General features: G+C 68.0%; 3 protein-coding genes. All 3 read right to left on the bottom strand.

Translation table 11 applies throughout. The features are described from left to right. Nucleotides 1–1,715: acetyl/propionyl/methylcrotonyl-CoA carboxylase subunit alpha (locus Q8Q88_RS08125; protein WP_305674693.1), on the bottom strand; the 1,715-nt coding region annotated here is incomplete at its 3' end. A gap of 3 nt (nucleotides 1,716–1,718) precedes the next feature. Continuing rightward, nucleotides 1,719–2,096, bottom strand: coding sequence for a MerR family transcriptional regulator (locus Q8Q88_RS08120; protein WP_305674692.1), 378 nt, complete (start codon nucleotides 2,094–2,096; stop codon nucleotides 1,719–1,721). Nucleotides 2,097–2,104: 8 nt separating this feature from the next. Continuing rightward, on the bottom strand, nucleotides 2,105–2,237 hold a 133-nt coding region (locus Q8Q88_RS08115; RefSeq protein WP_305674694.1), incomplete at its 5' end, for a hypothetical protein.

Raw genomic sequence — 2,237 nt, 5'->3', positions numbered from 1 at the left:
GGGGTGAGCACCAGGACATGGCCCTGGGTCCCGCGGTGGCGGATCACGAAGCCCTCGGCGGCGGGCTTGACCTGGGCGGTGAAGCGGGTCTGGCCCAGGCAGGCGCGGAAGCAGGGCTGGCCGGGGGTCCAGGCGATCTCGGTGAGGCTGAGTTTCCTGTCCTCTCCGAGAAACTCGACCCGGAAGGCGTCGCCGCCATTGGCCAGCCGCACCAGGCGGCGCTCGCCGTTCTCGATCACCACCCACTCGTCGCGCACCAGCTGCGGGGCTGAGCGGGCGGTGAGCTTGGTGTGCATGGCGCAGGCGACGGCGGCCATCAGGTCGCGCTGGAACTCGGTGGGGGCCGTGCCGTGGAAGCCGGTTGGAAACTCGTCCTTGATGTAGTTGGTGGAGAGCTGGCCCGAGCGGAAGCGGTCCTGGTCCATCACCGCGGCGAGGAACGGGATGTTCTGCGAGAGGCCCTCGATGTGGAAGTCCTCCAGCGCCCGGCCCATGGCGTCGATGGCGGCCAGTCGGGTCGGCGCCCAGGTCGACAGCTTGGAGATCATCGGGTCGTAGAACATCGAGATCTCGTCGCCTTCGCGCACGCCGGCGTCATTGCGCACCACGATGTCGCCGAGCTGGCCCTCTTGGGGGGGTGAGTAGCGGACCAGCCGGCCGATCGAGGGCAGGAAGCCGCGATAGGGGTCCTCGGCATAGATCCGGCTCTCGATCGCCCAGCCGTTGATGGCCAGGTCCGCCTGCTGGAAGGCGAGCTTTTCGCCATAGGCGCTGCGGATCATCTGCTCGACCAGGTCCAGGCCGGTGATCAGCTCGGTGACCGGATGCTCCACCTGCAGGCGGGTGTTCATCTCCAGGAAGTAGAAGCTCTTGTCCTGGCCGGCCACGAACTCCACCGTGCCGGCGCTGTCGTAGTTCACCGCCTTGGCCAGGGCCACGGCCTGGGCCCCCATGGCGTTGCGGGTTTCCTCGTCCAGCAGCGGGCTCGGGGCCTCCTCGATGACCTTCTGGTTGCGCCGCTGGATCGAGCACTCACGCTCGAACAGGTGGACGACATTGCCGTGCTTGTCGCCCAGCACCTGGATCTCGATGTGCCGCGGGCTCTCGATGAACTTCTCGATGAAGATCCGGTCGTCGCCGAACGACGCCTTGGCTTCCGAGCGCACCGCCGGGAAGCCCTCCTCGACGTCCTGGCGGCTCCAGGCCACCCGGATGCCCTTGCCCCCGCCCCCGGCCGAGGCCTTGATCATCACCGGATAGCCGATCTGCTCGGCGATCGTCACCGCATGGGCCGCATCCTCGATCTCGCCCACATGGCCCGGCACCACCGAGATGCCGGCCTTCAGCGCGAAGGTCTTGCTCTCGATCTTGTCGCCCATCGCCTCGATGGCGTGGGGGTTGGGGCCGATGAACACGATCCCCTCGTCGGCCAACCGCTTGGCGAAGCCGGCGTTCTCCGACAGAAACCCGAAGCCCGGATGCACCGCCTCCGCCCCGGTCGAGCGGCAGGCCGCCACGATCTTGTCGGCTGACAGATAGCTCTCGCTCGCCGCCGCGCCGCCGATGAACACCGCCTCGTCGGCCAGCTCCACCGCCATCGAATCCGCATCGGCCTCCGAATAGACCACCACCGTGGCGATCCCCAGACGACGGCACGTGCCAATGATCCGGACCGCGATCTCGCCACGGTTGGCGATGAGGATTTTCTTGAACATCGGCTAGGCCGCCATCTCGGTTTCCAGGGCCTTCAGCACGCTGACGGCGGCCTCCACCGAGGCGGGCTTGGGGGGAAGGGCGCACTCCAGATCGACGATCCGGTCGCTGAGCGCATCGCAGGCCCGCGCGAGCTGTTCCGACGGGCCGTGCCGGCGGCCGACCGCGACGATGCGGCTAATCTCGCCCAGCCCCAGGCCGGCCTCGCGCAGGCGAAGGATGAACAGCAGCCGGTCGCGCTCGGCCAGGTCCAGCCGCCGGCGGTTGGCGCGGTTGCGGTGCGGCTTGATCAGACCGACGTCGTCATAGTGGCGGATGGCGCGCGGGGTCACGCCATAGGTGCGGCTGAGTTGGGTGAGCGAGAACTCGGGGGAAGCGGACATCGCGGATCCTACAGCGGGATATTGTCGTGTTTTTTCCAGGGATTGGAGAGCTGCTTGCCGCGCAGGTTGGTGAGCGCGCGGGCGATGCGGCGGCGCGTGGCGTGGGGCATGATGACGTCGTCGATATAGCCCCTGGAGGCG

The sequence above is a fragment of the Phenylobacterium sp. genome (assembly GCF_030697925.1).
Lineage (GTDB): Bacteria > Pseudomonadota > Alphaproteobacteria > Caulobacterales > Caulobacteraceae > Phenylobacterium.
This window is presented reverse-complemented; position numbering and strand designations above follow the sequence as displayed.